Raw genomic sequence first — 25,798 nt, 5'->3', positions numbered from 1 at the left:
TCATTCCGGTTACCCCGAAACCCGACCCGGGACTCGGTTTACCCGGCGGGTCAGGTTCGGGCGCGTTCCACGCGGCCCTCGTCCCATACCGGGCCGTCGGTTTCGCGGACGTGGCCGTCCTGGCCGAAGACCATGAAGCGGTCGAACGACGAGGCGAACCAGCGGTCGTGGGTGACGGCCAGGACCGTGCCGTCGAAGGCCTCCAGGGCGTCCTGGAGGGCCTCGGCCGAGACCAGGTCCAGGTTGTCCGTCGGCTCGTCGAGCAGCAGCAGGTTGGCGCCGGAGAGTTCGAGCAACAGCACCTGGAATCGGGCCTGTTGGCCGCCGGACAGGGTGTCGAACGGCTGCTCCGCGCCATAGGCCAGCTCGTACCGGTCGAGCACCCTGGCCGCACCCTCCCGGCCCAGGCCGCTGCGGTGTTCGTCGCCCCGGCCGAGGATGTCGACCAGGGTCTTGCCCGCGAACTCCGGATGGTCGTGCGTCTGCGCGAACCACCCGGGCCGCACCCGCGCGCCGAGCCGGGCCCGACCCGTGTGCGCGACCGGCGCGATCACCGTGTCGCCGACCGGTTCGTGTTCGGCCTCCGGGTCCGTGCCGCCGGCCGCGAGGAGTCGCAGGAAGTGCGACTTGCCCGAGCCGTTCGAGCCGAGCACCGCCACCCGGTCGCCGTACCAGATCTCCGTGTCGAACGGCTTCATCAGACCGCTCAGTTCCAGCGCTTCGGCGACCACCGCACGCTTGCCGGTGCGCGATCCGCGCAACCGCATCTTCACGTCCTGCTCGCGCGGGATGTTCTGCGGCGGGCCGATCTCCTCGAACTTGCGCAGTCGGGTCCGGGCCGCCTGCAACCGCGAGGCCAGGCCGTCGTTGTACGCGGCCTTGGTCTTGTACATCAGGACCAACGCCTTGAGCTTGGCGTGTTCTTCGTCCCACCGACGGCCCAACTCCTCGAAGCGCTCGAATCGCGCGCGCCGGGCCTCGTGGTAGGTGGCGAACGAACCCCCGTGGATCCAGACCGTGTTGCCCGCCGCGCCGAGTTCGATCGTGACGATGCGGTCGGCCGCGCGGGCGAGCAGTTCGCGGTCGTGCGATACCAGCAGGACCGACTTCTGGCTCTCCCGTAGCGACTGCTCCAGCCAGCGCTTGCCGGGTACGTCGAGGTAGTTGTCCGGCTCGTCGAGGATCAGTACCTGGTCCGGCCCGCGCAGCAGCGCCTCCAGGGCCAGCCGCTTCTGCTCGCCGCCGGACAGCGTGCGCACCTCGCGCCACTTGGCGATGTCGTAGGTCGTGCCGAGCGCCGCCTGGCAACACTGGTCCCACGCCGGCTCGATGTCGTAGCCGCCGGCGTCCCCGAACTCGGCCAGCGCGCCGGCGTAGCGCATCTGGTGCTTCTCGTCGTCGTGCTCCATCAGCGCGAGTTCGGCGTCGTCGACGGCGCGCATCGCGTCGCGGATCCGCGGCGGGGCCAGCGAGACCAGCAGGTCGCGCACGGTGGACGCGTCCCGGATCCGGCCGACGAACTGCGGCATGATGCCGAGCCCGCCCGTGCGGGCCACCGCGCCGCCGTCCGGTTTCAGCTCGCCCGTGATGATCCGCAGCAGCGTGGTCTTGCCCGCGCCGTTCGCGCCGATCAGCGCCACGGTGCTGCCGTCGCCGACCCGGAAGCTCACGTCATCGAGCAGCACACGTCCATCCGGCAAGGTGAATGAGATGGCGTTGACATCGATGTAGCCCATGGCGTGCGCGCGTCCTTCGTCCTGCGGTCGGGGTGGAGCGGTCGGGGGTGAGCGGTCGGAGTGGATCCGAGGTGACATCCCTTACTACCGGCTCGGCGCCGGACGGGCCAATACATTTCGGGCTCCGTCACCACTGTGGCGCCTCGGGGCCGCGCTCCGTACCCGATCGAGCGACCGACCGGCCCGCCGGCCGGCGCCCGACTCGGGACACCCTTTTCGCATAGTGCGCCTATTGCTTCGCGCATCGCGTCATGGAACGTTGACGGCCGATCGGTTTCCGGCCGATCGTCCGCTCCCACCCCGTCCAGTCAAGGAGTCGCAGTGGCGCACACGGAAGCGCAGCAGATCGCCCGGCAGGTGGCCCTCGGCGAGCGCGATCCGCTGAAGTTCGGGGTGTTCCTGGCCCCGTTCCATCAGGCGGGACGCAATCCGACCCTGCTGCTCGAACAGGATCTGGCCCTGGTCGAACATCTGGACCGGCTCGGCTACGCCGAGGCGTGGATCGGCGAGCACCACTCGGGCGGCTGGGAGATCGTCGCCTCCCCCGAACTGTTCATCGCGAGCGCCGCGGCCCGAACTCGACACATCCGCCTCGGCACCGGCGTGGTCTCGCTGCCGTACCACCACCCGCTGCACGTCGCGGACCGCATGGTCCTGCTCGACCACCTCACCCGCGGCCGGGTCATGCTCGGCGTCGGTCCAGGCCAACTCGCCTCCGACGCGCACATGCTCGGCATCGACACCGCGCGCCAGCGGGCCATGATGGAGGAATCCCTGGAGGCGATCGTGGCCCTGCTCGCGGGCCGCGAGCCGGTGACCCGGGAGAGCGACTGGTTCACTCTGCGCGACGCCCGGCTGCAACTGCGGCCGTACACCCACCCGTCGTTCGAAATCGCCGTCGCCGCGACCTTCTCCCCCGCCGGACCGCGCACCGCCGGCCGATTCGGCGCGGGCATGCTGTCGATCGCCGCGAGCCAGGAAGGCGGCTTCGACGCGCTCGGCTCGCACTGGGGCATCGCGAACGAGGTGGCCGCGCGCCACGGACGGACCATGGACCGGTCGGCGTGGCGGCTGATGGGCATGATGCACATCGCCGAGACCGAGGAGCAGGCGCGCCGCGAGGTCGCGTACGGCCTCGAAGGCATCCAGAACTACCAGGCCAAGGTGCTGCCGGTCCCGCTCGACGCGGACACCCCACTCGCGCAGCGCATCGATCGGGGCAACGCGACCGGTTCGTTCATCTGCGGCACGCCGGAGATGGCGATTCGGCAGATCGAGCGGTTGTGGCAGAAGTCCGGCGGTTTCGGCACCTACCTGTTCATGGGCGCAGACTTCGCCGACCCGGCGGCGACCAGGCGGTCGTACGAACTGATCGCGCGCGAGGTGATCCCGTACTTCACCGGCGCGGCACACGGCCCGATCGCGTCGCAGGACTGGCAGGTCGGCCTGTCCGAGACCTGGCGGGACCAGACGGCGCAGGCGGTCGGCGGGGCCGTGAAGGACTACGAGAGCACGAAGGGGGCCTCGACGTGAGCGGGCGGACGAACGGGGTGGGGTCGACCGGCGGGGGTCGGATCGAGGGCAGGGTCGCACTGGTGACCGGCGCCGCGGCGGGCATCGGGCGAGCCGTCGCGCGCCGGTTCGTGGCCGAGGGGGCCCTGGTGGTGGCCGGGGACGTGGATGCGGGCGGACTGGCCACGCTCGCCGAGGAGTTGGGCCCGGAGCGCTGCCGCACCCGGTTGTGCGACGTGACCGTCGAGGACGACGTGGCCGCGCTGGTAGGGGCCGCCGTGGACGATTTCGGCGGCCTGGACATCGCGGTGGCCAACGCGGGCGGCGGCACCGCGGCCGAACTGGTCGACCACGACTACGCGGCCTGGCGCCGGGTCGTCGACCTGTGCCTGAACGGCGCGTTCCTGACCGTCAAACACGCCGGCCGCGCGATGCGGGCCCGGCCTGGCGGGGGCGGCTCGATCGTCACCATGGCCTCGCTCAACGCGGTCCAGCCCGGCCGGGGCATGGCCGCGTACTGCGCGGCCAAGGCCGGCGTGGTCGCGCTGACCGAGGTCGCGGCGCTGGAGTTGGGGTCGGCGGGCATCCGGGTGAACGCGGTGGCGCCGGGCCTGATCCGCACGCAGGCCACCGCCGGCATGTGGCATGTCCCGGGCGTGGTCGAGGAGTACGTGGCCAACGCCCCGCTGGGCCGCTTCGCCGAACCGGAGGAGGTGGCCGCCGTGGTGCTGTTCCTGGCCTCGGACGAGGCGGGCTTCGTCTCGGGCAGCACGTACGGGGTGGACGGCGGCGCCCGGACCCGCCGCTACCCGGACCTGATCGCGGCACTGGAGCGGCTGCCGGGGACGTGAGCCGGGGTGGGGGCGGGCCGGGGGCCGGCGAAGGCCGAGCGAGCGCCGACCGGGAGCCGATCGAGGACCTGCCCGGGGCCGTTGCGACCGGCGCGCACCCTCCCCACCGCATCCGTGATCAAGCGGCTGATCAGGGATGAAACGGATCCCGGGGGTTCCCGTTCCGGTTGCTGACGCAGCGTCAAGTTTCTGTTCGGTAATGGCGCTATCGCCTTCGAATGGTCGCCCGCGCGATCGGTTGGCAGCCTGGTCCGGCCGGGTTCGACCTCTTCGATCCGAAGCGGTTTTCCGGCCTCGAACCCGGGCAACCAAAGGGCACCGAACGGGAGCGGGAGGGGACCTGACACCCCCGATGCGCGACGGCGCACCCCCCACCCCGTGGGTATGAAGGGCGCCGGCGGCCGGGTCCACTCCCCCGTGCCCGGCCGTCGGCCGCCGGCTCGACGAAACGCCCCACCCGGCGTCAGGGCCCCGGCGATTCGGCCCGCGTGGCGGTCGGCACGCGGCCGGTCACCGGCACCGTCCGAGAGCACGCCGCACCGCGCCGACGATGCACGGCGGCGAGCGCGGCGACCGCCAGGCCGAACAGCACCAGGACCCCCACACTTCCGTGGAAGGCGACCTTCCAGCGGGGGTCCACCCGTTCGTCGCCGAGCAGGGCGAAGAACACCGCGGTCGCGAGCACACCGCCGAGCACGCCGCCCATCTCCTGCGCCGTACCGATCACCCCGGACGCGGCGGCCACCCGCCCCGGACCGACCCCCGCGAGCACCGCCGAGGTCAACGGCGCCGGCACCAGGCCCATCCCGGCGCCGGCGCCGGCGACCAGCAGACCCATCGGCAACACCACGACCGTCGCCGACGCGCACCCGGCGACCCCGATCCCCGCCGCGAGCAACAGCGCCCCGGCGGTCGGCAGTCGATCGCCGAACCGGCCGTACCACCGCCCGGTTCCGGCCGCCGCGCCCAGAAAGCCGAGGTTGATCGACGCGGCCACCGCACCGGACGCCAACGGCCCGTATCCACATCCGAGTTGCAGGTACAGCGGCAGGATCGTGGACAACCCCGCCGAGGTCCCGAACAACAACCCGAGCGCGGCCACCCCCACCGGAAAACCCCGCTCCCGAAACACCGTCGGGTCCACCAACGGCCGCCGCCCGACCCGCACCCGCCCACGCTGCTGCCGCACCAAAACCGCCGTCGCCCCGATCGCCGCCACGATCCACGGCAGTTGCCGCGACACCGACCCCCCGTCGGCGCCGCCGCGCAACAACGCCCAGGCCGCGCAGCCCAGTCCCACCGCGATCAGCAACGCCCCCACGGGATCGAGCGCCCCTCGACTCCGGACGGTCGGTGCCGGCGCCGGCACCGACCGCGGCGTCAGCACCAGCGCCGCCACCCCGAGCGGCAGATTGACCAGGAAGCAGGCCCGCCACCCGAGTCCGACCGGATCGGCGGCGATCAGCAGCCCGCCCACCACCTGACCGCTCACCCCCGCCGGCCCGACCGTCGCCCCATATCGCCCGAACGCCCGCGCCCGTTCGGCGCCCCGTCGGATACAACGCCCCGATCAGCACCAGCACCTGAGGCGCCATCAGCGCCGCCGCCCCGCCCTGCGCGATCCGGCAGCCGACCAGGCCCGCCGCGTCCGCGGCCGGCCCGCAACCCGCCGAGGCGGCCGTAAAAAGGGCCACGCCGACCAAAAACACCCGCCGCTGACCGTAGAGTTCGCCCAGTCGCGCGGCGGTGATCAGCCCGGCGGCATAGGCCGGCCCGTAGCCGGCGACGACCATCCGCAGCGCGCCGGCCCCCGCGTCGAGGTCACGTTCGATCGCGGGCAGCGCCGCGTTGACGACGAAGAAGTCGAGCGTGGTGACGAGTACCGCGCTCAGCGGCACCGGCAGCGCCCACCGCGAACGCCCCGGCGCAGGCGGATGAGGGTTCCCCGGGCCGGGGACGACGGTCGACACGAGAAAGCTCCACTTTCGACGTGCACACACGGCACGGGTGGCACCGGCTGCACGGGCGATAGGACGACGGCAATTCCGCGACGGAACCGCGCACCCCGATGCAACCGCTCGGCGCGACCCCGCGCCGGCGCATATCGGCCATCACGTTGCCCGCCCGAGCCGGCCCGGCCCGACCACCCGGCCGGTGCTCCCGGCCCGACCTCGCCGCCCGACCGCCCTCAGTGCACGTCGATCCCCCGGAGATGCCGCATGTCGTTGTAGCGGATCCCCCGCAGCCGCCCGTCCCGAACCCGCCAGCGGGAAATGGACGCGTTGCCCACCGGGTCGGTCCGTACCAACCGGTCGACGTCGGTCTCGGTCAGCCCCTCCAGGACGTAACGCAGCATCAGGACGGTCGAGTCGTGCCCCACGATCAGCACACGCGCGCCCGGCGCCTCGTGCCGGAGATCGGCCAGCAGCGTACGCAACCGCAGCGCGACATCGGCCAACGATTCGCCGCCGGGCGGACGGTAGTAGAGGTCGCCGACCCGCCGCCGCCGCTCGGCCTCGTCCGGGTGAAGCCGTTCGATGGCGGCGGCCGTACGCAGCTCCAGCACGCCCATCTCCCGGTCGCGCAACCGCTCGTCGCGTCGGGGCGGGGGCAACAGCAGGCCCACTCGGGCGGCTTCGCGGGCGATGATCCGCATCGTCGAGCGGGCCCGGCGATACGGCGAGACCAGGACCACGTCCGGGGTCTCCCCCCTGAGTGCGAGCCGCCGCCCGACCGCGCCGGCCTGGCCCTCGCCCCGCGCGCTGAGCGCGATGTCGGCGTCGCGCCCGACCAGCGACGGGGCGAACTCGCCGTCCCCATCCGGCTCCTCCGCCTCCCACCCGCCGGCCGGATCCGCCGCGACGCCGGCGGACCGGGCGGCGGCGGAGCGAGCGGCGGAGCGGGCCGCCGCCGCGGCGAAAGCGGCGTTCGCCGTGCTTTCGCCGTGACGTACGGCGACGATCTCGGCCGGCCCGAAGGGCGCGGTGTCCGATGAACCGACCACGGTGCCCCCAAAGCCTCGTCCCTCTCATCGTTCTCACCCCCGGGGCGGCCCCGAAACGCGCCGGCCCGTCGAACGACCACACCGCGGCGCCGATCACCGCCCACGACGCCCGCGCCCGATCCGGCCCGAGCACACGCCCGGCCGAGTCATCCCACGAGACACCGCCCGACTTGTGTGATCATCGATCAGGGTGTCCGGTTAATCTGACGCCATGATCGAACCCCGCGTCGCCCTCGTCACCTGCGCCGAGCTGCCCGACCTCGACCCGGACGACCGTCTGCTCATCGCCCCGCTGGCCGCGCACGGCATCCGCGCCGAGGGCGCCGTGTGGAGCGACCCGACGGTGGACTGGGACGCGTACGACCTCGTGGTGCTGCGCTCGGTGTGGGACTACCCGTCGCACCACAAAGCGTTCGTGAAGTGGGCCGCGAGCGTGCCGCGCCTGGCCAACCCGGCGGCGGTCGTGGCCTGGAACACCGACAAGACCTACCTGCGCGACCTCACCCGGGCCGGCCTGCCCGTGGTCGAGACGATGTGGCTGGAGCCCGACTCGACCGTCACGCTGCCCACCTCCGGGGTACACGTGGTCAAGCCGGCGATAAGCGCCGGGTCGCGCGACACCGAGCGCTACGATCTGGCCTCCCCGGAGGAACGCGCGCTCGCCGCCGGGCACGCCACCGCCCTGCTCGCCGACGGCCGCACCGTCATGGTCCAGCCGTACCTGGAGGCCGTCGACACCGTCGGTGAGACCGCGCTCGTCTACTTCGACGGCGTCTTCAGCCACGCCATCCGCAAGGGCCCCATCCTCGACGGCCGCGGCGGCGAGTTGATCGACGGCCTGTACAAGGCCGAGACGATCGAGCCGCGCGAGCCCTCCGCCGCCGAACTCGCGGTCGGGGCCCGGGTCCTGACCGAGATCCCGATCTCCCCCCTGCTCTACGCGCGCGTCGACCTGGTCCCCGCCGCCGACGGCACGCCGACCCTGCTGGAACTGGAACTGACCGAGCCGTCCCTGTTCCTGTCCCACGCCGAAGGCGCTCCCGACCGCCTGGCCGCCGCGATCGTGGCCGCCCTGCACACCTACGCATAGCCGCGCACCGCCCGCGCGTACCCGCGATCACCGCGCCCGGTCCGAGGGCGACACGACCCGTTCAGTCGTCGCTTTCGTCCGTCTCCCGGGGGTCGGTGAAGTAGATCCGGTGCCAGTGCTCGGCCGAGCGGGCCAGGTCGTCGATGACGTGGAGGAGGAACCGGCTCGTATTCTCCAGTCGGGTGCCAGCGGGGGTGGCGGTGCCGAGTTTGCGGGCCACGACGCCGCACGCCTCGGCGATCAGGGCCTGGTTGTGCACGCCGGCCATGATGGACCGGAACGCTACGTCGTCGTCGACGGCGTAGCGTTCGGCGCGACTGCGGGGGTCGCGTTCGCGGGTGACGAGTGCCTGGCCCTCCAGGTAGCCGATGGCCTTGGAGATCGAGGCGGGGCTGACTCGCAGGCGTCGCACGAGTTCCGCGGAGGTGAGGCTGCCGCCGTCGGTGGTCAGCAACGCGGCGAGCACCCTGGCCATCATCTGCGGGAGCCCCGCCCGAATCATCAACTCCACGCTCTGCGCGTCCACCTCGTCCGCGATTCGTGGATCACGCCCGCCGGGGTCGGCTCCTCCCGGTGACGGTGACGGTGTCGGCGAAGATGTCCCGCGTGGCCGCGCGTCCCGGGTGCCGGCCCGGTGGGCCGCCTCGGCGTGGTAGCCGCGCGGCCCGCCGTTGCGCATCACTTCCCGGGTGACGGTGGAGGTCGGCCGCCCGATGCGGCGGCCGATCGCGGCGTAGGTCAGGTCCTCGCGCAGTCCCCCGGCGATCTGCCGTCGGTCCTGGAGGGTGAGTCTGTCACCGGGCATCGGCGTCCTCCTTGTGGGCATCGGAACCACCTTAATGCAACGTGCAACGTTGCATTAGCCGACACGGCCCATGCAATGATTTAGCCACTCCACCTGCATAGACGTCATTGCTTCACGTATTCATGATTGATGCTTTTGTGAATGCAACGTTACTTTCGTGGTGTGACAAAGGCGCCCCTCCGGCGCCGGATCTCACCCACGGGAGTGAAACAACCCATGACCACCGATCTCGATCGACCCGCGGTCGCGGCGACCGCGGTACGCAAGGCGTACGGCGACCACGTGGTGCTCGACGGCATCGACCTCGACATCCCCGCAGGGTCCGTCTTCGCGCTGCTCGGCCCGAACGGCGCCGGCAAGACCACCATGGTGCAGATCCTGTCCACGCTCATCCGCGCCGACGCCGGCGAGATTCGGATCACCGGCCACGACGTGGTCCTGGATCCGGACGCGGTCCGGGCCGCGATCGGCGTCACCGGCCAGTTCTCCGCGGTGGACGGCTTCCTCACCGGCCGGGAGAACCTGCTGTTGATGGCCGACCTGAACCGCCTGCCCCGCCGGGAACGGCGGCAGCGCGCCGCGGACCTGCTGGCGCGGTTCGATCTCACGGACGCGGCCCACAAGCCCGCGGCGGCCTATTCCGGCGGGATGCGCCGCCGCCTGGACCTGGCGATGACGCTGGTCGGCCGGCCCCGCGTGATCTTCCTCGACGAGCCGACCACCGGCCTGGACCCGCGCAGCAGGCGGACCACGTGGGAGATCATCCGCCGACTGGTGACCGACGAGCGCGTCACGATCTTCCTCACCACCCAGTACCTCGACGAGGCCGACCGGCTCGCCGACCGAATCGCCGTACTGCACCAGGGAAAACTGGTCGCGGAAGGCTCGCCGGAGCAGCTCAAACGCCAGGTCGGCGGCGGCCACGTCAGCCTGCGGTTCGCCGACGCACGCGGTTACGAACACGCGGCCCGGACGCTGGAGGTGACGTCCCGCAACGACGAGACACACACCCTGCAGATCCCCCATCGGGGCGATGTCCGGGCGTTGCGCGCACTGCTGGACCGGCTCGACCACGACACGCTCGCCGTGGACGAACTCCGGGTCCACACCCCCGATCTCGACGACGTCTACTTCGCCCTGACGAGCAACCCGGTCACGGAACAGGAGCCGGCCCGATGAGCAGTGCCGCCATCACCGCTTCGCACGCCTTCACCGACTCGGCGACCATGTTGCGCCGCCAATTGCGGCACATGCTGCGCTATCCGACGCTCGTCCTGACGGCCGCCGGGGTTCCGGTGATCTTCCTGCTGCTGTTCGTCTACGTTCTCGGCGGCATCCTCGGCGCCGGTCTCGACACCGGCCCCGGCGGGCCCTCGGGCGGCCGGGACGCCTACGTGAACTACGTCGTCCCCGGTGTCGTCCTGATGACCGTGGCGACCGCGGCCCAGGGCACGGCGATCTCGGTGTCCATCGACATGACCGAGGGCATCGTCGCCCGGTTCCGCACCATGGCCATCGCCCGGGTCTCGGTGCTCACCGGTCATGTGCTGGGCAGCCTGATCCAGACCCTGCTGGGTATCGCCGCCGTCGTCGGGGTCGCGCTGCTCGTGGGATTCGAGCCGACGGCGGACTTCGGCGCGTGGCTCGGCGCGATCGGCGTGCTCGTCCTGATCATCCTCGCGCTCACCTGGTTGGCGGTCGCACTGGCCATGCTCGCCAAGAGCGTCGCCGGCGCGAGCAACATGTTGACGCCGCTGATGGTCCTGCCCATGACGGGCAGCGGGTTCGTCCCGACCGCCTCGATGCCGGGAGGGCTGAAATGGTTCGCCGAGTACCAGCCGTTCACCCCGTTCATCGAGACTCTGCGCGGGCTGCTGATGGGCACCCCGATCGGCAACAGCGCGATACTGACCGTCGGTTGGTGCACCCTGATCACTCTGGGCAGCTACCTGTGGGCGAAGAGGCTCTACAATCGCGAGCCCACCAAGTGAGCGGAACCGCTCCCGGCGACGAGCACCGACGACACGTGCCGGCGTCCGGGACGGAAAGGCGACGTGATGGATCGGCAGACGCCGCAGGAGCGCAAACGCCTGAGCTACCTGAAGGATCGGCGCAACAGCTACGGCGAGAACGACAAGAGCAGCCGTCGCAACATCCGCCGCAACAAGGCGGCGGTGCACAGCGCCAACCGGCGCCACGAACACCTCGTGCTCGCCGCCCTGGCCGGCATCCGCGACATCGGCGGGGCCGAGGCCGTCGCGGATCGCCTGTACGTGAAGCGGCCGAAGCGGTGGCGCAAGGCACCGGACCAACCGCTCGCGGAGGCGGTCGAGTACGTCCTCGAACGCCGCGTCCGGCTCGGCATCCACGACGACGGCCGAGCCCGTCACCGGATCCACCGCATCCACCGCCGCCTCGACCGCCCGAGCTGACCGGACCCGACCGCACAGCCGCGCCGACCGTCCCCGGCCTGTCGCAACCGGTACGCCCGCGTCGATCGAGGGACGATGGGGCCATGAAGCGCGACATTTCCCTCGAATGGGACAGTGACCCGGGTGCCGACCTCCGGGCCGCGACCGAGGTGTACGCCGCCGCCGGACTCCCGGCGCCGACGGCGCCCTCCGACGTCACCACCTCCGCCGATGCCGGCGATCCCGGCGACCGCATCGGCACGGTCCGCGCCCGCCGTGGCGGGCGGCTGCTCGGCTGGTTGAGCCTGTACGGGAACGGCGAGGCGGGTGTCACCGCCCAGGGTGAGCGCGCCGACCGGCTCGCCCGTCGGCTGGTCCACGGCTCCTATGGCGCGGATCCCGGCGCCACCGCCGAGGAGCGGGCCGCCTTCGTATCGATGTACCGCCGAGCCGCCCGGCGGGCCCGCGCCGGCGGCGCCTCGATGCTGCACTGGAGCGGTACCGACACCGGTCCGGAAGGCGACGCCGCCCGCGCCCTCGGCGCCCGCGCCACCGGCGAGATCGCCCGGATCTGGACCGTGGACCCGCGCGGCTGGTGGGCCCCGGGCGGCCTGCCCGCGATCCGCGCCCGCACCCTCTTGCCGCCGCCCGTGGGGCTGATCGGCGAGGGCGCCGAGCTCACCGTCGACGTCGCCGACGACCGGGCGTACCTCAACGCCGGCGAGGCGATCACCGCCCCCGGCGTCGCCCCCGACATCCTCGGCGCGCTGGTGGCCGCGCTGGTGGACCTGCTGCGTCGGGAGTGGCCCGACGTCCGCGAGTTGGCCGTGTTCGAATTCGACGGCGACACCGAGGGCGCCGTCCGCTTGGCCCTACCCCTCGCCGGCCTGCGCATCGCACACCGCGTGGTGGACTTCGAACTCCCGCTCACCCAGCCGCCCGACGACCCGACGCCCTGACCACCCGCGACCCGGCGACCACCGGGACGCGGGATCGGCCGGGGTGAACCACCCGGCGATCGCACCGCGCTCCGCCGACGCCTTCGCCCTCACGTGCGACTGTACGTCGCCACCGACGTCCCCCCGGCAAGCACCGTCCCACCCGTGTGGGTGAACGCGTGTGCCCCGAACACGCCCGACATCATGGGTATCCCGCTGCCGATCAGGACCGGATAGGTCTTGATCACCAGCTCGTCGATCTCGTCGATCAGACTGCCCGCCAGGCGCCCCCCACCGGCCAGCCAGATGCCCTTGCCGGTCGGTTCGGCCTTCAACTCGCGCACCTTGGCGACCGGGTCGCCGGCGATCAGGGTCACCGCGGGGTCGAGGGTCTCGGTGATCGTCTCGGTGACCACATAGGTCCGGAGATGGCCGTACGGATTGGGAAGCCCCTCCCGAATACCGGGCTCGTAGGTGCCCCGACCCATCACGACCGTGTCGAAGTGCCGGAACTCCGTGTCCGGAGCGACCCCCACGTGCGGGGCGAGGTGTGTCGGCAACGTCTCCGGATACTCGGCGACCAGGTGTGCCACCACATCCTCGCCGACCGGGAAGAAGTCGTAGCCGCCGTCCTTGTCGGCGATGAAGCCGTCGATGGTGGTGGCGATGAAGTAGGTGAGCTTTCGCATGCGGTCTCTTTCCGTGGTGCGTTCCGAACCGGACGACGGCTCAGCAAGATGACTACAGTTATAGTACTTCAGCTGTAGTGGTGCAAGCGTCGAGCCGGGCAGGTTTCCTCACCAGGGACGCGAGTCCGGACCCGGCAGCGGGCGCAGTCCCGGCCAGGACGCCAGCAGACGGCCGCGCAACTCCCGTGCCAGCAGCCCCAGTTCGTGCAACGGCTCGGTCGCGGTGTCGGCCACCACGCCGAGCCGGTGCACCAGCCGCTCACGGGCCGAGATGTAGCCCCATTCGAAGTCCTGCACCGGCACCCGGTCCAGGTGGTCCACGCTGTCCCGGTGCGCCCGCTCGACCAGCGCGTCGCCCCGGATCAGCCAGCCCGCGCAGGCGTCGGCGACGGACGCCTCCGGGTCCAGGTCGCGGCCGGTGTGCGCCCGCCAGGTCGCCGCGTAGACCGCCTCCACCTCGGCCGCCTGCGGTCCGGGCAGCGACATCGCGCACCAGCACGTGGGGAACCCGATCCGCAGGTAGGCCAATTCGACCAGCCCGTCGCCCAGCGCGGCCTGCTCGAAGTCGACGAACCGCACCCCGTCGACGGTCCGCAGGTCGTTGCCCGGACACGGATCGCCGTGCAACAGCGCATACCGCCCGGTCGGGTCGAGCCGGGTCAGCAGGGCGGCCAACTCGGCGGCCACGCCCGCCGGGATCGGTACCTCCAGCGTCGCGGCCAACCGCAGGAAGGACTCGGCGTCGGCGGCGGTCGGCGCCCGCCAGGCCGGCAGCGCGCCCGCGTCCGCCGGCCCGGTGAGCGCATGCAGCCGGGCCAACGCCTCGGCGTAGCCGGGCAGCCAGTCGTCGGTCCGCCCGAGGTCGTCCAGATATTCCAGCACCATCACGCACGCGTCGGGATCGGTGGCCAGCACCCGAGGCCCGACCGGCCCCCGCTCGGCCAGCCGCAACCCGGCCACCTCGCGGGCGAAGCGCGCCGACGCGCCGTCCCGGTTGTCGCCTCCGTCGGTGATCCGCTTGACGATCGCCCGCTCGCCGCCGAACTCCACCCGCCACACCCGCGAACGCGGGCTGCTGTCCAGCAACTTCACCCGCTTCGGCGCACCCAGGCTCGTCCGCAATTCGTCACCGATCGGCACCCTGAATCTCATGGGTCACACACCTACCCAGGCAACACCCCTCACGCAACCCGACCCGACGACCGCCGGGCCGGCCTCACGGATAGTCGAAGAACCGGATCCACCAGGTCGGCGCGTCCTCGACCGTGTAGTGGTCGGCGAGCCGGCTCGCCCCGTCGTACGTGGTCCGCAACAGGTCCTCCGGCACGACGGTGTAGCCGAGGTCGTCGAGCGCGGCGGCGACCCGTTCCGTCTCCTCCGGCCCCACGTAGGCGGGCGCTGCGCCGACGGGGTGCTCGTCCGGCGCGTCGACCCCGATCACCGCCAGGTCGCCGAAGTTGCTCACCACCACGATGATCCGCCCGGTCCCGGACAGCGCGCTCGCGGGCACCACGATCGCCCCGTGCCGACTCGCCGCCCCCGCCTCGCCCTCGACCGGGCACCGACAGTCGAAGTCCGCGTCCAGGCGCGCCACGAGCCGGTCGAACCGCTCGCGCGCGGCGTCGGGGTCGTAGTCCGCGGGGGCGGTCAGGTGGTCCGGGTCGTCCAGGGCACGCAACAGCGCCCAGGCGTGCTCGTCGTCCAGTGTCATCCTCAGCCGATCCATATCCGATGCGCGGCGCCGGCCCGTACCCGACTCCCGGACCGCGCACACCCGGGCCCACCCGACCGCCGCCCATACCCACCCGGAGCCGCCGGTGGGATGATCTTTCTCCGCAGCGGTATACACCCCGCCCGAACCGGTTCGCGAGCGCCCCGCCCGGGGCGGGCCGGGCTCGTGCGGCACGCTGTGGATCCGTGCACCTCGTCCCATCCCCGATCTGGTGGTGAATCCGGCATGACCGCCCTGGACCCGGCCATACCCGAGTCGGCCCGCCCCGCGTCGGCCGATCCCGCGTCCGCCGACCCCGAGCGGGTCGACCGCTCGGACCTGCAACGGCGGACCGTCCGTACCCTGATCGCCGCGCAGGTCGTCGGCGGCGTGGGCATGGGTTCGGCGCTGACCGTCGGCGGGCTGCTGGCCGAGGATCTGTCCGGGTCCAAGAGCTGGTCCGGCGTGGCCACCACCGCGATCACCCTGGGCGCGGCCTTGTTCGCGCTGCCGATGTCGCGCGCCGCGACCCGGTACGGACGTCGCGTCGCGCTCACCGCCGGCTGGGCTGTGGCGGCGGTCGCGGCCGGCGGGGTGATCCTGGCGGCGGTACTCGGGGGGTTCCCGCTGCTGATCGCCGCGCTGCTCGTGTTCGGCGCGGGGACCGCCGCCAATCTCCAGTCGCGCTACGCGGCGACCGACCTCGCCGACGACGCCGGCCGGGCCCGGGCGTTGTCGGTCGTGGTCTGGTCGACCACCGTCGGCGCGGTCCTGGGCCCCAACCTGAACGAGCCGGGCGCGGTGGTCGGCCGCGCCCTGGGCCTGCCGGAGCTGGCCGGTCCGTTCCTGTTCTCGATCGTCTCGTTCGCCGGCGCCGGGATCATCCTGTGGGTGGCGCTGCGCCCGGACCCGCTGCTCGTCGCGCGCGCCGACCTGGGCGACCGGGTGCCGCCCCGGGCCGGTCTGCGCGGCGCGTTCGCGGTGATCCGCCGGGCGCCGCGCGCGCTGCTCGGCCTGGCGACGGTGGCGTTCGGGCACGTGGTGATGGTGTCGGTGATGGCGATGACACCCGTACACATGAAGGACCACGGCACCGCGTTGACCCTGGTGGGGCTGACGATCAGCCTGCACATCGCCGGCATGTACGCGTTGTCCCCCGTGGTCGGCTGGGCGGCCGACCGGTTCGGCCGGATCCCGGTGATCCTGGGCGGCCAGTTCGTGCTGCTGTTCGCGGTGTTCACGGCCGGTACCTCGGGCCACTCCACCTGGCGCACCATGGTCGGCCTGGTCCTGCTCGGCCTCGGCTGGTCGTGCTGCCTCGTGGCGGGCTCGGCGCTGCTGGCCGAGTCGGTGCCGGCGGGTGAGCGGCCGGGTGTACAGGGCGTGTCGGACCTGCTGATGAACCTGGCCGGCGCGGCGGGCGGCGCGGCCTCCGGATCGGTCCTGGGCATGGCCGGCTACGGCGGCCTCAACCTGGTCGCGGGCCTGCTCACCGCCCCGGTCCTGTGCGTGGCGGCCGGCTTCGCGCTCGGTCGTGGTCGCCGCCGAACCGCCTGAGCCCGCATCCGCCGGCGCTCTTCCGGGCCCGTCGCCGCCCGCCGGCGCGCCGCCCCCCGGATGGCCCGTCCCGCTCGTGGCCTCCCCCGCTCGGCCATATGTTTGGACAAAATGTGCCAAATGGTCGCGGGTTTCCTGCCCGGGCCTTCCCGGAAGGGGCAGCCATGGTGCAGCGGGTGGTCGTCGTCGGAGCAGGGTTTGCGGGGTTCGAGACGGTGCGCAGGTTGGAGCGCTCCCTCGGTCCCCGCGAGGCCGAGATCGTGCTGGTCAGTCCGATGGACTACATGGTGTACCGCCCGCTGCTGCCGCAGGTCGCGGCCGGGGTGTTGTCCTCGCGCACCACGGCGGTACCGCTGCACCGGATGTTCGACCGCACGCACGTGCTCCCCGGCGGCGTGATCGGCGTGGACCTGGCCGCGAAGGTCTGCGTGGTGCGCAAGATCTCCGGCGACGTCGGCAACGAGCACTACGACAAGCTGGTCCTGGCTCCGGGCAGCGTCACCCGCACCTTCGACATCCCCGGCCTGACCACCTACGGCCACGGCATGAAGAACCTGGCCGAGGCGGTGTATCTGCGCGACCACGTGATCGCCCAGCTGGAGATCGCCAACTCCAGCACCGATCCGGCCGAGCGCGCCTCGCGCTGCCAGTTCATCGTGGTCGGCGGCGGCTACGCGGGTGTGGAGACCGCCGCCTGCCTGGAGATGTTGACCACCAAGGCGCTGCGGCACTTCCCGCGCCTGGACCCCGCGCAGGTGCGCTGGATGATCGTCGACATCGCGCCGCGCCTGCTGCCCGAACTCGGCGAGAACCTGGGCAAGGCCACCCTGCAGATGCTGGCCAAGCGCGGCGTGGACGTGCGGCTCGGGGTCAGCGTGCAGGAGATCACCGAGGACGCGGTCACCCTGACGACGGGTGAGAAGTTGCCGTGCCGCACGCTGGTCTGGACGGCGGGGGTCACCGCGAGCCCGCTGGTCGGCACGCTGGGCACCGAGTTGGTGCGCGGCCGGCTGGCGGTCGCCGCCGATCTGGCCGTGCCCGGGCATCCGGACGTGTTCGCGCTCGGCGACGCCGCGGCCGTACCGGACCTGGACAAGGGCGACGGCGCGATCTGCCCGCCCACCGCGCAGTACGCGCACCGCCAGGCCAAGATCGCCGCCGCCAACGTGGTCGCCGCGCTGCGCGGCCAACCGCTGAGCCCGTTCCGGCACAAGGACCTGGGGCTGGTCGTCGACCTCGGTGGCACCCAGGCGGTGGCCCGCCCGCTCGGCTACGAGATGCGCGGTCTGCCCGCGCAGGCGATCACGCGCGGCTACCACCTGCTGACGGTGCCGTCGATCCGGGCCCGCACCCGGGTGTTGTCCAACTGGATCCAGCACGCCTTCGCCGGCGACGACCTGGTCCGGCTCGGCTTCATGTCCGACCAGGACGGCCGGATGGGCAACCTGGAGAAGACCGACGCGTACCTGTCCGGCGACGAGATCACCGCCCGCACCGGCTCGCGCGCCGCACACCCGTAGGCGGGGCCACGGTGCCCGCCGCGCGCCCCGATCAGGCGTCGCGTTCGGCGCGCTCCTTCAGACCCTCCGCCTCCATCCGCAGATAGCGCCGGGTCAGATTGCCCGCCACCAGGCCGATCAACGGGGTGAGCAGGCCGCTCTGGCGCAGGATCAGCTCCACCGTGACGCCCTCGTCGCCCCGGATGCGGTGGTCGGCGAAGGTGGTCACCCCGCCGCTGCGCGACGTCCAGGTGAACGATCGCCCCGGTTCGCATTCGGTGACCACCCATTGCGTGGCGGGCAGCCGGGGCTGCTTGACCCGCACCCGGCTGCCGACGCCGAACGGCTCCCGATCCAGTCGGTGCACCTCACTCATGGACGCGGTCCAGGTGGGCCAGCGCTCGACGTCCATCAAGATCTCCCAGACCCGCTCGGCCGTCGCCTCGATGCGAATGCTCTCGTGGTAGGTCACCGTGTCCCCATTCCGCCGGCGAACGCGTCGGTCGTCGTCGGCCCATGGTCCACACGAGGGGGTGGTGGGGCAAGAGGGATGCGTGGCGGTCCAGGGGGCGCGCGTTGCGCGGGCCGGGCGCCGTGCCGGGTGCCGACGGGCGCCGAGGTGGGTACACGGGGGCCATGAACGACGAGCGCACGTCGGCCCGGCTGCGGAACGCGCTGGTGGAGCGATTGCGGCTGGGCGGGAGTGTACGCACCGAGGCGGTCGCGAGTGCGATGGCCGAGGTGCCGCGCGAGGTGTTCATGCCCGGCGGCACCTCGTCGGCGCGTGCGTACGAGGACCGTGTGGTGGTGTTGTCGATCGACGCGCGCGGGTTGCCGGACAGTACGGTCAGCCAGCCGGCGATGATCGCGCTGATGCTCGAACAGCTGGCCGTGCGGCCCGGGATGCGGGTGCTGGAGATCGGCACGGGCAGCGGCTACAACGCGGCGCTGCTGGCGCATCTGGTCGGGGCGACGGGCGAGGTGGTCAGCGTCGAGGTGTCCGCCGAGTTGGCGGGCGCGGCGGCGCGGCGGTTGGCCGGGCTCGGGATACACGTGGACGTGCGGGCCGGGGACGGCTGGGCCGGCGTCGCGGACCGGGCGCCGTTCGACCGGATCGAGGCCACGGTGGGTGTGCCGGATCTGCCGCCGGCGTGGGTGGAGCAGTTGGCCCCGGGCGGGGTGCTGGTCGCGCCGATGTGGTTGCGGCCCGGGTTGGAGTTGGCGGTCGCCTGGGAGCGGACCGGGGGCGCGGCGCTGACCAGCGTGTCGGTCGCGCGCTGCGGATTCCTCCAGTTGCGCGGGCCGCACGCCGGTCCGGGGCGCACCCACGCGCTGACCGGTGATCTCGCGGTGATCGGCGAGGATCTGCCACCGGCGGCGTTGGACGTGTTGCGCGACCTGATCGATCACGGCGCGGTGGACGCGGGTCCGGTGCTCGGCCCGGTGGACGCGCGGCTGACCGGGTTCGCGCTGGCCGAACCGCGCTCGGTGTTGTTCCTGGGGCATCCGGGCGACGGCACGACGTGGGGGCTGTTCGACCCGGAGCGGCCCGCGCTGGCGGTGTTGATGCGTGATCGCATCCTGGTCTACGGCGATCGGGACGCGGCGGTCGATTTGTACTACGGGGTGGCGGGCGCGCCGGTCGTGGACGCCGAGCGGCTGCGGGTCGAGGCGGTTTTGGCGGGTACCGCCTTCCCGCCCGCACCGCGCCCGGACGGGCGGTCGTGGACGGTCGAGCGGGAGCGGTACCACTACCGGCTGACCGAGATGTAGGCCCCGCGCGCCGGTGGGCGAGGTGTTGTCGCGCCTACTGCTGCGGGAGCGCGCGAACGACCTGGCCGAAGCGGGCGGATCCGGTCAGGCTCGCGTGTTCGGGGCCCTTCCACTCGACCTCCAGCTCTTCCAGGATGCCCTCGTGCCACCAGAACATCCCGGTGGACAGGGGCTGTTGGTCCCGGGTCAGGCCCTGTGCGGTCTTCAGTACGAATCCGGCCATGCCCACCGTGCGCTGCGAGTTGAGCGGCAGCGCGAGCAGACCGTTGTCCACCGGCGCGCACACCAACGCGCCGGCGCGCAGCGGGTCGCCGATCGCCTCGCCGAGGCGGAACAGTTGCGCCGATCCGGGCCAGCTCTGGCCGAGCAGCGAGTGCAGCGTGGCTCCGGGGGAGATCTCCATCGGCGTGCCGCCGTAGCCCTCCATCCGCAGGTTGGTCGCGCCTTGGAGCCACACGTCCTCGACGGCCATCCCCCACTGCTGCACCATCGGCGTCTCGATCGTGACCGCGGTGCCGTCCGGCCCCTTCACGCACGCCACGGCGACGATCTCGCCGCGCACACCCAGCGGCCACACCACGCCCTGCGCACCGAGGTGCGGGCCGGCGCGGCTGATCATCAACCGCAGATCCTGCCTGATCCGCTCCGGCGGCGCGCTCATCAGGACACCGCGCACGTCCTGTCCCCAGGCGGTGTTCTGCTGATTACGCGACTGGCGACGAAACAACGCCACGAAAAACTCCTAGCAAGGGGGTGCCGACCGGCCCTGACAAGTCATAGTCAACACCCGCCCCTCGACGCAACATCACCCGCACGCCCGCCGACCATCGGCCGTGAAAGCGTGACGCGGCAGGCGACGGGCCGCACGGCCCGGCACCGCGGTGCCCGATCGCGCGACGAGCCGGGGGGCGGCGCACCGGACGGTGGGGACGCGGTCCACACCTGCCGGCCGTGGGCGGCGCGGCGGGCAGGGCAGCCGGTGGCACAGCGGCGGGCGGAAAGCGAGCCGCAGGCGGAGGGCAGCGGGGTAGGCGGTGGCGCGGCGGCCGTTGGCGCGGTGGGCGACCCCGGCGGCACGCCCTGCGGTGGCCGGCCCCCGCCGGCCGTCGGCCGTGGGTGGTGCGGTCGGCGGTGGTCAGGCCTGGTGGGTGGGGAGGATGATCAGCTGGCGCAGGTTGATGTGGCGGGGGCGGGTTGTGGTGTAGACGATCAGGTCGGCCACGTCGGCCGGGGACAGGGCGCCGATCGTGTCGAACATGGCGCCGAGTTGGCCGGCCTCGCCGAGGGCGGCGTTGTCGATGTGCGAGCCGAGTTCGGTGTCGGTCAGACCGGGCTCGATGTTGGTGACCCGGACGTCGCGCGGGCCCAGTTCACTGCGCAGGGACGCCGACAGGTGGGTGAGCGCGGCCTTGGTCGCGCCGTAGACGGCGTAGTTCGGGAAGGTCACGTGCGCGCCGATCGAGGAGACGTCGACCAGGTCCGCGGTACCGTCCTCGGCCGCCGCCGCGACCAGGTCGGCGGTGAACGCCCGGATGATCCGCAGCGCGCCGGTGACGTTGGTGTCGATCATCCGGGTCCACTCGTCGATCCGGCCGTCGTCGAGCGGGTTGGGCAACATCACCCCGGCCGCGTTGACGACCAGGTCGACGCGGCCCAATTCGGCCCGGATCCGGGCCGCGCCCGCGTCCACCGAGTCCTGGTCGGTGACGTCGACCACGACGGCGAGCGCCGTACCGCCGCCGGCCTCGATCTCGGCGGCGAGGTCCTTCAACCGGTCCTCCCGGCGGGCGAGCAGGGCGACCCGCGCGCCGTTCGCGGCGAGCTGCCGTGCGGTCTCGGCGCCGATGCCGCTGGCGGCCCCGGTGACGACGGCGGTGCGACCGGTGAGTGCGGTGGGTGCGGTGTGGTTCATGAGGGTCTCCCGGGTTGATCCGTACTGCGTGACCTGCTGACTCGGATCACTGTGCCGCCGGACCGCGCGGACACCCAGAGCACACGTTTACCTGGGTCCGGCCGTACCACCTTCGCGCCCGGTCGCCGCGGCGGCCGGGGGCCCGGCAGTAGAGTCCGATCATGAACACCACGTCCGCCGACACGTCCTTCGAGCAGCTGGGCGGGTTTCTGCGCGCCTGCCGCGCCCGGGTCGGGCCCGAGGAGGTCGGCCTGCCCGTGTTCGGCCGCAAGCGCCGGGTGGCGGGGTTGCGGCGCGAGGAGGTGGCGCAGCTCGCCGGCGTGAGCGTCGACTACTACGTGCGCCTGGAGCAGGGCCGCGGACAACACGTCTCGGACGCCGTGCTGGACGCGATCGGGCGGGCGCTGCGGCTGGATCCGACCGAGTACGCGCACATGTGGGATCTGGCCCGGCCGACCCGGGTGAGTGTGCGCCGGCCCGCACCCTCGACCGCGCGGCCGGGCGTACAGGTGCTCCTGGACCGGATCGACGCGCCGGCGTTCGTGCTGGGCCGCTGCATGGACGTGGTGGCGTGGAACCCGCTCGCCGACGCGCTGATGGGACTGAGCGCGGTGGCGCCGCACGCGCGCAACATGGCGCGGCACGCGTTCCTGGCCCCCGACGCGCACACCTTCTACCCCGAGTGGGAACAGGTCGCCGCCGACACCGTCGGGTATCTGCGCCTGGACGCCGCGCGGCACCCCGGAGACACCCGAATGGCCGCCCTCGTCGAGGAGTTGTCCGCCGGCAACCCGCGCTTTCGCCCGCTGTGGGACGCCCACCAGGTGGCCGAGAAGACGCACGGCACCAAGCGTTTGCGCCCCGCCGGCGGCGACCCCGTGGACATCACCTACGAGACGTTGTCCCTGCCCGGGGATCCGGATCTGCTGCTCGTCGTCTACACCACCGGCCCGCGTGCCGAGCCGGTCCGCGCGCAGCCGGACGCGGCGCGCGACCGGGTCTGACCGCCCCGGCCCGACCCCGCCCGCCTCGGCGCGACCTACGCGCTCAGTTCACGGTCCAGAGGGACGCGGAATCGCGGGGTGATGTGGGCGCCCGCCAACCACGAGGTGTGCCGGGCCACTTCCGCCTCGATCGCCTTGGACGCCTCGGGGTCGAGGTCGACCAGGGCGCGCCAGACGAGGTCGCCGTCGGGGCGGGTGGACCAGCCGCCGACCACGCGGCCGTTCCACCAGACGGTCGGGCCGATGTTGCCCATGCGGTCGAACAGGTGCTCGCGCAGGGCGGGGGTGATGTACCAGTCGCGGGCCTTCCACCCCATCGGGGTGGCGTCGAGGGCCGGCAGCAGCGCCGCCCATGGCTCCGGCGCCGGCTCGGGCTCCTCGTCGCCGGGCAGCACCCAGCCGGTCGTGCCGCCGTCCAGCCCCACCTCGACGGCCCGGACCGCGGCCAGGGCATGCCGCACGTCGGCCGTCGTCCAGCCCGTCCACCACTTGAGGTCGTCGGCCGTGCCCGGCCCGAACGCGGCCAGCCAGCCGCGCACCAACTCGGCCTTCGCCTCGGTTTTTCCGATCTCGGGCAGCGGCGGCATGGTCGTGTAGCGGAAGCGACTGGAGAGCCACGACCCCTGCGGCTCGGCCCGGACGATCCGACCCTCGCAGGAGAGGGTGAACAACAAGCGTGTGGAAACCCCCTGGTTCGCCTCGTAGGGCTTGCCCACCGCGACCCGGATCTGGGTACGCAACAGCGGTACCCGCGCGCCCAGTTCGATCGCCGTGGCCTCGCCCAACTCGGCCAGCGCGGCTACCGTGTCCGCCTCGACCCGCTCCAACCACGCCTCGTCGTAGCCGCCGGACGCGAGGAACTGCAGCAGCACCCGGCGCTGCGTGACCGCGACCGCGTCGGTGCTGGAACGCTGGACCACGTGGACGAGTTCGCGCGGGACCACGTAGACGGTGCGCCGCATGCCGGGCATCCGCACCAGGCTGCGGTCGGTGTACAACGCCCGCCGGACCTCGGCAACGGACGGTTCGGCCAGGCGCGCGCAGGTGGACACGTACACCGTCGCCGGGTCGGTGGCGTGCAGCAGGAGCACGGACCGGACCGCGTCCTCCGCGTGCGCGGCGCGCGCGCCGGCCGCCAGTCGGTGCCGAGTGCCCAAACGCGCTCGTCGCTGGTCGTCGGTGATCCGTGGCAACGCAGAGGTCATGCGCCGACCATAGGGGTCCGGTGTGACATGTGGCCGGGAATCGTACGGCGCGGCGATTCCGGATCGCCTTACCGTGACGGGGTCGCGACACGAAAGAATCAAGCGTCGAGTTTTTCCGGTATCACCGCACGTCCGTGTGAAGGAGTCACCATGCCGTCTGCGGGGTCGTCCCGATTCGATTGGCGTCGCCTGACGCCCGCCCGTCGGGCGCCGAGCGCGGGAGGTCCGCCCCCACCGAAATCCGGGAACAATCTGGTGATCGGGGCGGTGATCGTCGGGGTGATCGTGATCCTGGTGTGGTGGGTGCTCTCCGGCGACGACGACAAGAACGACAAGAAGAAGAACGCGTCGAGCACCGTCTCGCCCGGCGCGTCGGGGTCGGCGAACCCGTCGGCGAGCGGGACGGCCGTGCCCTCGCCCACGTCGACGGTGAAGATGGCGGTGATCGCGCGCCAGGCGATCGGCCTGGAAATACGCGAGAAGCCGGGCAAGGGCAAGACCATCACCGAGGTGACCGCGGGCACCCAACTGACCGCGACCTGCCGGGCCAAGGGCGTTGCCCCCGTCTACGGCTGGCGAGGTGGCAAGAGCGACCAGTGGGTGCTGGTGACCACGAGCCAGGGCGCGGGTTACGCGCCCGAGGCGTGGTTGGAGACCACGGGGTCGGTGAAGGACCTGCTGCCCATGTGCTGAGCGTGCGCACGCCGGTGTGGGCCGGCCGGTGTCGAGCGCCGTACGGTCACCGACGCCGGCCGGTCGCCGCGCATGCGTTCGCGGCCGATCACCCACGGGGCGACCGGGGTTCGCGCGACCAGCCAGGCGAACCCGGCCGACCCGGTGGCGACCACCGCCACGAGCACGATGGTGTCCACCGCCGGCGACCACGGCAACGCGGCGGCGAATCCGCTCAGTTCCAGCAGCCGCAGGATCATCGGGTGCACGAGGTAGACACCGAAGGCCAGTTGCGCCCCCAGCGCGGCGGCCCGCCGGCCGGGCACGGGTCGGCGGGCCCGTTCCCAGCGGCCGGCCAGGGCGTACAGCGCGATCACCGCGACCGGGCCCCACAGCAGGCTCACCGGCTGGGTCGCCATCGACGCGGTCGCGGTGTCCCGGCCGCCGGCGACGGTGTGCCGATACCACAGCCAGGTCAGCGCGAGCGTGCCGAGCGTGCCGGCCCACACGGTCCGGGTGTGCCCGACGATCCACGCGTGGAAGGCGTCCAGGTGCACCGCGGCCAGCGCGCCGGACAGGACGAAGAACCCGTAGGTCGGCAACAACATCCCGCCGTGCGTGCGGTACCACTCCAGCGGGCCGCTCAGCGGCGTGGGGTGGAACAGCACCACCAACGCGGCCAGTTGCACCGCGGCGGTGACCACGAGCAGCGGCAGATGCCGACCGGTGGCGACCCGGACCAGCTTGAGCAGGAGCGGGAACAGCACCGCGATCTGGAGCGAGACGAGCAGGAAGTACAGGTGATACCAGGACCCGCCCCAGACGATGCCGCCGCGCAGATCGCCCAGCGCGCCGGGCAGGTCGTCGCGGATGCGCGCGTGGTCGCCCAGTGCCCAGTAGGCGGTGGACCACAGCAGATACGGCGCGCCGAGCAGCTTGAAGCGCCTGCCCAGGAAGGCGCCCACGCGCAGCGGCCGGTGGTACGCGCTGTGGAAGAGCACGAACGTGCTGACGAAGAAGAACACCGCGCGGGTCGCGTGCAGGACCAACTGGGTGAAGGCGGGGCCCTCGCCGGGGAACGGGTAGGTCACGCCGATGACATGCACCACGATCACGCACAGGAAGGCGATGTCGCGGATCAGGTCGACCCGGTGCAGGTGGGGTCGGCGGGCGGTCGCGGGCGGATCGGTCCGGGCCGTCGGGCCGGCCGACTCGGCGGGCGGGCGTGGCTCGGCCGGCTCGGCCGGCGGGCGCGCGGCGGGGGTCGGGCGGGCCGGGGCGCACGCCGGGCGGGCGGGTCGGGTGCGCTTGTCGAAGGTGCCGAAGGAGACTGACATCACCGGACGCCTGCCCCGACCACGCCGATCCGCTCACCGCCCGCCCGATGTTTTCCCCGGGGCGTGACCGGCGGTCGTGCCCTCCCCACCGG

Annotated in this window: 24 protein-coding genes and 1 pseudogene; 12 read left to right on the top strand and 13 right to left on the bottom strand. The window is 72.5% G+C overall.

Features of this window, described 5'->3' with window-relative positions:
* Positions 1-50: 50 nt before the first annotated feature.
* Positions 51-1,736 (bottom strand): ABC-F family ATP-binding cassette domain-containing protein, encoded by a 1,686-nt coding sequence (locus ACFXKZ_RS18425; protein ID WP_380001622.1) that lies wholly within the window; start codon positions 1,734-1,736, stop codon positions 51-53.
* A 321-nt stretch (positions 1,737-2,057) separates the two neighbouring features.
* Here ACFXKZ_RS18425 and ACFXKZ_RS18420 point away from each other — a divergent pair, with 321 nt between their 5' ends.
* Positions 2,058-3,269 carry an LLM class flavin-dependent oxidoreductase gene (locus tag ACFXKZ_RS18420; protein WP_380001620.1) on the top strand — a complete coding sequence of 404 codons (1,212 nt, stop codon included), beginning with the start codon at positions 2,058-2,060 and terminating at the stop codon, positions 3,267-3,269.
* Complete coding sequence (locus ACFXKZ_RS18415; RefSeq protein WP_380001618.1) at positions 3,266-4,099, top strand: SDR family NAD(P)-dependent oxidoreductase; 834 nt, start codon at positions 3,266-3,268, stop codon at positions 4,097-4,099. The genes ACFXKZ_RS18420 and ACFXKZ_RS18415 overlap by 4 nt, the downstream gene beginning before the upstream one ends.
* Positions 4,100-4,562: 463 nt before the next feature.
* On the opposite strand, the gene ACFXKZ_RS18410 is transcribed toward ACFXKZ_RS18415, so the two are convergent.
* The 3 genes and pseudogenes from ACFXKZ_RS18410 to ACFXKZ_RS18400 form a co-directional block, all read right to left on the bottom strand.
* Entirely contained in the window at positions 4,563-5,657 is a 1,095-nt protein-coding gene (locus tag ACFXKZ_RS18410) for an MFS transporter (protein ID WP_380002065.1), read from the bottom strand.
* 4 nt (positions 5,658-5,661) lie between these two features.
* Positions 5,662-5,997 (bottom strand): annotated as a pseudogene (locus tag ACFXKZ_RS18405) (MFS transporter); the annotation flags it as partial.
* Between the two features lie 290 nt (positions 5,998-6,287).
* Positions 6,288-7,103, bottom strand: coding sequence for a histidine phosphatase family protein (locus ACFXKZ_RS18400; protein ID WP_380001616.1), 816 nt, complete (start codon positions 7,101-7,103; stop codon positions 6,288-6,290).
* 211 nt (positions 7,104-7,314) lie between these two features.
* Between ACFXKZ_RS18400 and ACFXKZ_RS18395 the strand changes: the two genes are divergently transcribed.
* The gene (locus tag ACFXKZ_RS18395; protein WP_380001614.1) at positions 7,315-8,193 is read left to right on the top strand and encodes a RimK family alpha-L-glutamate ligase; all 879 of its coding nucleotides are present in this window, start codon (positions 7,315-7,317) and stop codon (positions 8,191-8,193) included.
* Positions 8,194-8,254: 61 nt separating this feature from the next.
* On the opposite strand, the gene ACFXKZ_RS18390 is transcribed toward ACFXKZ_RS18395, so the two are convergent.
* Positions 8,255-8,998 carry a helix-turn-helix domain-containing protein gene (locus ACFXKZ_RS18390; protein WP_380001612.1) on the bottom strand — a complete coding sequence of 248 codons (744 nt, stop codon included), beginning with the start codon at positions 8,996-8,998 and terminating at the stop codon, positions 8,255-8,257.
* Positions 8,999-9,214: 216 nt separating this feature from the next.
* Here ACFXKZ_RS18390 and ACFXKZ_RS18385 point away from each other — a divergent pair, with 216 nt between their 5' ends.
* The 4 genes from ACFXKZ_RS18385 (at position 9,215) to ACFXKZ_RS18370 (ending at position 12,368) form a co-directional block, all read left to right on the top strand.
* Positions 9,215-10,177 (top strand): ATP-binding cassette domain-containing protein, encoded by a 963-nt coding sequence (locus tag ACFXKZ_RS18385; protein WP_380001610.1) that lies wholly within the window; start codon positions 9,215-9,217, stop codon positions 10,175-10,177.
* The gene (locus ACFXKZ_RS18380; RefSeq protein WP_380001608.1) at positions 10,174-10,989 is read left to right on the top strand and encodes an ABC transporter permease; all 816 of its coding nucleotides are present in this window, start codon (positions 10,174-10,176) and stop codon (positions 10,987-10,989) included. The genes ACFXKZ_RS18385 and ACFXKZ_RS18380 overlap by 4 nt, the downstream gene beginning before the upstream one ends.
* A 66-nt stretch (positions 10,990-11,055) precedes the next feature.
* Positions 11,056-11,430 carry a hypothetical protein gene (locus ACFXKZ_RS18375; protein WP_380001606.1) on the top strand — a complete coding sequence of 125 codons (375 nt, stop codon included), beginning with the start codon at positions 11,056-11,058 and terminating at the stop codon, positions 11,428-11,430.
* 83 nt (positions 11,431-11,513) lie between these two features.
* Positions 11,514-12,368 (top strand): hypothetical protein, encoded by an 855-nt coding sequence (locus tag ACFXKZ_RS18370; protein ID WP_380001604.1) that lies wholly within the window; start codon positions 11,514-11,516, stop codon positions 12,366-12,368.
* An 89-nt stretch (positions 12,369-12,457) separates the two neighbouring features.
* On the opposite strand, the gene ACFXKZ_RS18365 is transcribed toward ACFXKZ_RS18370, so the two are convergent.
* From ACFXKZ_RS18365 to ACFXKZ_RS18355, 3 genes are all read right to left on the bottom strand, one after another.
* Positions 12,458-13,036 carry a dihydrofolate reductase family protein gene (locus tag ACFXKZ_RS18365; RefSeq protein WP_380001602.1) on the bottom strand — a complete coding sequence of 193 codons (579 nt, stop codon included), beginning with the start codon at positions 13,034-13,036 and terminating at the stop codon, positions 12,458-12,460.
* 108 nt (positions 13,037-13,144) lie between these two features.
* Complete coding sequence (locus tag ACFXKZ_RS18360) at positions 13,145-14,188, bottom strand: phosphotransferase (RefSeq protein ID WP_380001600.1); 1,044 nt, start codon at positions 14,186-14,188, stop codon at positions 13,145-13,147.
* Between the two features lie 64 nt (positions 14,189-14,252).
* Complete coding sequence (locus tag ACFXKZ_RS18355) at positions 14,253-14,747, bottom strand: hypothetical protein (RefSeq protein ID WP_380001598.1); 495 nt, start codon at positions 14,745-14,747, stop codon at positions 14,253-14,255.
* A 246-nt stretch (positions 14,748-14,993) separates the two neighbouring features.
* Between ACFXKZ_RS18355 and ACFXKZ_RS18350 the strand changes: the two genes are divergently transcribed.
* Together ACFXKZ_RS18350 and ACFXKZ_RS18345 are read left to right on the top strand one after the other, a co-directional pair.
* The gene (locus ACFXKZ_RS18350; protein ID WP_380001596.1) at positions 14,994-16,304 is read left to right on the top strand and encodes an MFS transporter; all 1,311 of its coding nucleotides are present in this window, start codon (positions 14,994-14,996) and stop codon (positions 16,302-16,304) included.
* A 164-nt stretch (positions 16,305-16,468) separates the two neighbouring features.
* Positions 16,469-17,824, top strand: coding sequence for an NAD(P)/FAD-dependent oxidoreductase (locus tag ACFXKZ_RS18345; protein WP_380001594.1), 1,356 nt, complete (start codon positions 16,469-16,471; stop codon positions 17,822-17,824).
* A gap of 31 nt (positions 17,825-17,855) precedes the next feature.
* On the opposite strand, the gene ACFXKZ_RS18340 is transcribed toward ACFXKZ_RS18345, so the two are convergent.
* Entirely contained in the window at positions 17,856-18,275 is a 420-nt protein-coding gene (locus ACFXKZ_RS18340) for an SRPBCC family protein (RefSeq protein WP_380001592.1), read from the bottom strand.
* Between the two features lie 164 nt (positions 18,276-18,439).
* On the opposite strand from ACFXKZ_RS18340, the gene ACFXKZ_RS18335 reads away from it, so the two are divergent.
* Positions 18,440-19,576 (top strand): methyltransferase domain-containing protein, encoded by a 1,137-nt coding sequence (locus tag ACFXKZ_RS18335; RefSeq protein WP_380001590.1) that lies wholly within the window; start codon positions 18,440-18,442, stop codon positions 19,574-19,576.
* A gap of 34 nt (positions 19,577-19,610) precedes the next feature.
* Here the strand turns inward: ACFXKZ_RS18335 and ACFXKZ_RS18330 are convergent, their stop codons facing one another.
* Together ACFXKZ_RS18330 and ACFXKZ_RS18325 are read right to left on the bottom strand one after the other, a co-directional pair.
* Entirely contained in the window at positions 19,611-20,309 is a 699-nt protein-coding gene (locus tag ACFXKZ_RS18330) for a hypothetical protein (protein WP_380001588.1), read from the bottom strand.
* Between the two features lie 402 nt (positions 20,310-20,711).
* A complete protein-coding gene (locus ACFXKZ_RS18325) occupies positions 20,712-21,488 on the bottom strand; it encodes an SDR family oxidoreductase (protein ID WP_380001586.1) in 777 nt (258 codons plus the stop codon).
* 161 nt (positions 21,489-21,649) lie between these two features.
* On the opposite strand from ACFXKZ_RS18325, the gene ACFXKZ_RS18320 reads away from it, so the two are divergent.
* Complete coding sequence (locus tag ACFXKZ_RS18320; RefSeq protein WP_380001584.1) at positions 21,650-22,492, top strand: helix-turn-helix transcriptional regulator; 843 nt, start codon at positions 21,650-21,652, stop codon at positions 22,490-22,492.
* Positions 22,493-22,527: 35 nt separating this feature from the next.
* Here the strand turns inward: ACFXKZ_RS18320 and ACFXKZ_RS18315 are convergent, their stop codons facing one another.
* Positions 22,528-23,697, bottom strand: a complete 1,170-nt coding sequence (locus tag ACFXKZ_RS18315) for a winged helix DNA-binding domain-containing protein (RefSeq protein ID WP_380001582.1) — start codon at positions 23,695-23,697, stop codon at positions 22,528-22,530.
* Positions 23,698-23,847: 150 nt separating this feature from the next.
* Between ACFXKZ_RS18315 and ACFXKZ_RS18310 the strand changes: the two genes are divergently transcribed.
* Positions 23,848-24,390 carry a hypothetical protein gene (locus ACFXKZ_RS18310; protein ID WP_380001580.1) on the top strand — a complete coding sequence of 181 codons (543 nt, stop codon included), beginning with the start codon at positions 23,848-23,850 and terminating at the stop codon, positions 24,388-24,390.
* Here ACFXKZ_RS18310 and ACFXKZ_RS18305 read toward each other — a convergent pair.
* The gene (locus tag ACFXKZ_RS18305) at positions 24,327-25,706 is read right to left on the bottom strand and encodes an acyltransferase (protein ID WP_380001578.1); all 1,380 of its coding nucleotides are present in this window, start codon (positions 25,704-25,706) and stop codon (positions 24,327-24,329) included. The genes ACFXKZ_RS18310 and ACFXKZ_RS18305 overlap by 64 nt on opposite strands.
* Positions 25,707-25,798 lie beyond the last annotated feature (92 nt).

Source organism: Embleya sp. NPDC059237, from assembly GCF_042754105.1.
Classification (GTDB): Bacteria; Actinomycetota; Actinomycetes; order Streptomycetales; family Streptomycetaceae; genus Embleya.
Note: the sequence above shows the minus strand (reverse complement) of the source record. Positions and strands in the feature narration are given on the sequence as shown.